Origin of the sequence: Kribbella sp. (assembly GCF_035655035.1) — a bacterium.
Classification (GTDB): domain Bacteria; phylum Actinomycetota; class Actinomycetes; order Propionibacteriales; family Kribbellaceae; genus Kribbella.
This window is the reverse complement of sequence record NZ_DASRVN010000137.1, coordinates 1-4,324: the sequence shown is the minus strand read 5'-3', so window position 1 is coordinate 4,324 and position 4,324 is coordinate 1. Positions and strand designations below refer to the sequence as shown.

Below are 4,324 nucleotides of genomic sequence, written 5' to 3'. Positions count from 1 at the left end.
GTCCGACGCGGTCGAAGTACGCGTCACGGTGGACTGGCGCGAGCGGTTGAAGGCGCTGAAGCTGTGCTTCCCGTTCGCGGTGCGGGAGCCGCAGGCGACTCACGAGATCCCGTACGGGCAACTGGTGCGGGAGCAGAACCGCGAAGAAGTGCCGTCGCACGCCTGGGTCGACGTCTCCGGGACGGACGGCGGCGTGTCCGTGCTGAACGACGGCAAGTACTCGTTCGCGGTGGATGGCACGACCGAGGGGCGGTCCGTCCTCGCGATGACGGCGGTGCGGTCTCCGGTCTTCGCCTGGCACGATCCACGGCAACTGGACGAGGACGGCGTGTACGAGTATCTCGACCAGGGTGTCCAGCGGTTCACCTACCGATTGCTGCCGCACGACGGCGACTGGCGAGCCACGGCCGTCGTACGCCGGGCCGCCGAGCTCAACCAACGGGTGACACCGCTGATCGAATGCTTTCACGCCGGTCCCCTGCCGCAAGCTCAGTCCTACCTGACCGTGGCAGGAGCCGACCACGTGGTGGTCTCCGTGCTCAAGCGGGCCGAGGACAACGACGGAGCCACGGTTCTGCGTGCGTACGAGTCCGCGGGCCGAGCTGCCGAGGTCACGATCGACGTCCTGGGGCGCTCCTTCGGCGCCACCTTCAGACCGCACGAGATCAAGACCTTGCGACTCGCCGCCGACGCCGAGATCGCACCGGTCGAAGTCGACCTGCTCGAGTGGGATCCGGCGCAACCGCCGCCGTTCCCGGGCGGATGAGAGGTGGCCCGTGAAGCTGACGGTAACTGTCGAGGCCGCTGACGGCTCGCCGATCGAGACCGAGCCGGACTGGCGGATCTACCTCGCCCGCACGCCCGCCGGTCCGAGCGAGGAATCCGTGCGGCTGCGGGCGCAATACATCGGAGCCGCCGCCACAGACGCCCGCGTGCGCCTCGAGGTCGCGGTCCCGGATGGGCCGCCGCGGTGGCTCATTCCGGGCCTGTTCTACGGCGCCAACCGCGATCCCGCCTGTGAGCGGATCTATCCGCGGTACGAGCCGGGCGCGCAGGACCGGGAGACGCTGACCGCCGACTGCTGGGCGTTCCGTGCCGACCGCGCGGCGACTCCGGCGGTCTTTGCCTGGGGCAACGACGGTGGCGTGGCACTGTCCGTCGCGGCGAACACCGCGCTCGGGCTCAGCGGCCTCGGCCTCGGCGCCGGACCGGACCACCCGGCGACGATCTGGATCTCCCTGCCCTACCGCGAGGAGCCGTTCAGCTACGTCGGCGAGCCGCACGGCGTCGATCCGCTCGCGGAGTCCCACCGATGGCACCCGGGTGAGAGCCACGAGATCCAGGTCGGCCTGTGGACGCTGCCTCCGGACCGGCACAGCTACGCTCCCGTGCTCAGCACGCTGCGGGACCGCTCCGCCCGTCCGCCGGTCGTCCCCTGGGTCGATCTACGTCAGGCTGCCGAGCTGACGGCGTACGGGCTCTGGCGTTGGCACTACCGTGAGGACCCGGCGGTCCTGATCGAGACCGCGCTGTTCGACCGCGAGCTGGTCGGCGACCTGGGCGGGCGCGGCGACCGGCTCGCGATGCATGTCGCCTGGGTGAGCGGCATCCCCTACGCGTACGCGCTGCTGCGGCACGGCCGGCGCGTCGGCAACCCGGCGTACGTCGACGCAGGTACGGCGGTCATCGACCACATCACGGCCAACCTGACCCCGGCCGGCACCTTCTTCGGTACCTGGTACGCCGAGCACGGCTGGTCGGGATCCTGGACGCCGGTGCCGGGCGGCCTGCACGCGCGCACGCTCGCGGAGGCCACGCTGTTCGCGATCCGGGCGCTCGCCGCGGAGCCCGACCATCCGGCCTGGCGTACGGCGGTGCTCAGCAACCTGGAGTTCGCCCTGACCGCCCAGGAGGCCGACGGCAACTTCGGGAGCCTCTACCACCTGGAGACCGGCGAGGTGCTGTCCCGGCGCGGAGCTGCGGGGCTGACCTGGGTCGGCGCGATGGCAGCGGCGTACGAGCTGTTCGGCGACGACCGCTTCCGCGAGGCCGCCCGTCGCGGCGGGCGGTACTACGCGACGTTCGTGCGCGACGAGTCGCTGTGCGGCGCACCCGAGGACGTGGACCTGGCTCCGACCTGCGAGGACGGGTACGCCGCACTCCTCGCCTACCTGGGGCTGCACCGGATCGATCCGTCGGACGAGTGGCTCGACCTCGCGCGAACCGCCGCCGACTGGATGCTCACGTTCCGCTACAGCTACGACGTACAGTTCGCGCCCGAGACGCTGCTGGCGACGTACGGCTTCCGCAGCCGCGGCGGCGACCAGGCGAGCCCGTCGAACCAGCACCTCCACAACTACGGCCTCATCTGCACCGCCGAGCTCGTCACGCTCTCGGCCCTGACCGGCGACGCCGGATACGCCCGGTCCGCGGTCGAGCACCTGCGATTCGCCCGACAGTTCGTGGCCCGTCACGACGGCGACTTCAACGCCCGTCGGGGCATGGTCACGGAGCGCTATTACCAGACCCGGTGCTTCGGGCCGCCCGGCGCGATCCTCACGCTCTCGCACTCCTGGTGTGTCGGCATGCTCCTGCTGGCCAGTGAGGAGGCCCTGGCGCTGCCGGACGTCGACTGGTGACCTCCTTTCCGCGCTCGGGAACTCGGCGCCCCGTCGGGTTCGTCGTACCGATATCGACACCGAGCGCGAACAGGTGCACGACTCCGCGCGCGGATGCGATAGCGTCCGGTGTCTCCGACGAAGGAAAGTCATGGGTGAGCTAGCCAAGATCGTGGTCGTCGTACCGACCTACAACGAGCGGGAAAACCTGCCTGTGCTGGCCGGACTGCTGTCCGACCTCAACCTGCCCGGCCTGGAGCTTCTGGTTGTCGACGACAACTCCCCCGACGGGACCGGTGACGTCGCCGACGAGCTGGCGAAGAAGTCGCCGGAGAAGGTCGGCGTACTGCACCGGACAGCGAAGGACGGCCTCGGCCGCGCGTACGTGGCCGGGATCACCCGCGCGCTCGACGAGGGTGCCGACATCGTCATCCAGATGGACGCCGACCTGTCGCACCCGGCCTCGGTCATCCCGACGATGGTCGAGATGCTGCGGACCACCGACGCCGGCGTGGTGATCGGCTCCCGGTACGTCCCCGGCGGCTCCGCCGCGGCCGAGTGGGGCTGGCACCGCCGCGCACTGTCCGCCTGGGCGAACTTCTACGTGAACGCCATCCTGCGGCTGCACGTGAAGGACGCCACCGCCGGCTTCAAGGCCTGGAAGGCCGACACCCTCCGCTGGATCGACGTCGCCTCGATCGCCAGCAACGGGTACTCGTTCCAGGTCGAGATGAACTACCGCACGGTCAAGCGCGGCCTGAAGATCGCCGAAACCCCGATCCGCTTCGAGGAACGCACCGAAGGCGTCTCCAAGATGTCCCTCAAGGTCCAACTCGAATCAGCCCTGATGCCCTGGAAACTCCTCCTCGGCCGCTCCTGAACCTCGCGTAGCACCCACCGCCGTACGAACGTCGCCGTACGGCGGTCTCGGCCTGCCCGTCAGCCGTAGCCGAGCTGGTGCAGGCGGGCGTCGTCGATGCCGAAGTGGTGGGCGATCTCGTGCACGACTGTGATGTGTACCTCTTCCACCACGTCGTCGACGGTCTCGCAGATCCTCAGCGTCGGGATCCGGTAGATCGTGATCCGGTCCGGCAGTACGCCGCCGTAGTAGTGCCCGCGCTCGGTCAGCGGGATCCCCTCGTAGATCCCGAGCAGCTCCGGATCCCCCGCCGGCGGCTCGTCCTCGACGAACACCGCCACGTTGTCGATCAGCTGCGCGAGTTCCTCCGGCACCTCGTCCAGCGCCAGCGACACCAGCCCCTCGAAGTCGGCCCGGCTCATCTCGATCACCCCACCAGTATCTCGTTTTGGAAGCTGGCGCGGTCTCCTCTATGCTTACGGCTGTCCCTGGAGCTTCGGCTCCCGCGGGTCCGAGTCCCCATCGTCTAGTGGCCTAGGACGCTGCCCTTTCAAGGCGGTAACGCGGGTTCGAATCCCGTTGGGGATACGGCCAACCGGCCGGTGCAAAACCAAGCTCGAAGATGCTGTAAGATCATCGAGTCGCAAGGCCCAGTGGCGCAGTTGGTTAGCGTGCCGCCCTGTCACGGCGGAGGTCGCGGGTTCGAGTCCCGTCTGGGTCGCCAGGAGAAGGCGGCGGTGTCCAAACACCGCCGCCGAACTTTCTCCCCGGTCAGGTAGCTCAGCTGGTAGAGCGTCCGCCTGAAAAGCGGAAGGTCGGCGGTTCGAGACCGCCCCTGACCACCACA

4 protein-coding genes and 3 tRNA genes are annotated in these 4,324 nt (G+C 69.2%); 6 read left to right on the top strand and 1 reads right to left on the bottom strand.

What is annotated here, in order from left to right; translation table 11 throughout:
• From VFF46_RS08110 to VFF46_RS08100, 3 genes are all read left to right on the top strand, one after another.
• On the top strand, window positions 1-766 hold a 766-nt coding region (locus VFF46_RS08110), incomplete at its 5' end, for a glycoside hydrolase family 38 C-terminal domain-containing protein (protein ID WP_325036407.1).
• Window positions 767-776: 10 nt separating this feature from the next.
• Complete coding sequence (locus VFF46_RS08105) at window positions 777-2,639, top strand: hypothetical protein (protein ID WP_325036406.1); 1,863 nt, start codon at window positions 777-779, stop codon at window positions 2,637-2,639.
• A gap of 130 nt (window positions 2,640-2,769) precedes the next feature.
• Window positions 2,770-3,498 (top strand): polyprenol monophosphomannose synthase, encoded by a 729-nt coding sequence (locus VFF46_RS08100; RefSeq protein ID WP_325036405.1) that lies wholly within the window; start codon window positions 2,770-2,772, stop codon window positions 3,496-3,498.
• A gap of 59 nt (window positions 3,499-3,557) precedes the next feature.
• Here VFF46_RS08100 and VFF46_RS08095 read toward each other — a convergent pair whose 3' ends face one another.
• Entirely contained in the window at window positions 3,558-3,908 is a 351-nt protein-coding gene (locus tag VFF46_RS08095) for a metallopeptidase family protein (RefSeq protein ID WP_414673043.1), read from the bottom strand.
• A gap of 84 nt (window positions 3,909-3,992) precedes the next feature.
• Between VFF46_RS08095 and VFF46_RS08090 the strand changes: the two genes are divergently transcribed.
• The 3 genes from VFF46_RS08090 to VFF46_RS08080 all read left to right on the top strand — a co-directional run bounded on the left by VFF46_RS08090 (window position 3,993) and on the right by VFF46_RS08080 (window position 4,322).
• Window positions 3,993-4,065: transfer RNA gene (locus VFF46_RS08090), tRNA-Glu, on the top strand.
• 59 nt (window positions 4,066-4,124) lie between these two features.
• Window positions 4,125-4,201: transfer RNA gene (locus tag VFF46_RS08085), tRNA-Asp, on the top strand.
• Between the two features lie 45 nt (window positions 4,202-4,246).
• Window positions 4,247-4,322 (top strand) — tRNA-Phe (locus tag VFF46_RS08080).
• Window positions 4,323-4,324 lie beyond the last annotated feature (2 nt).

What these genes read in the sequence shown, in the direction of transcription:
- VFF46_RS08100 (WP_325036405.1), top strand. Translation starts at nt 2,770, where the DNA reads ATGGGTGAGCTAGCCAAGATCGTGGTCGTCGTACCGACCTACAACGAG.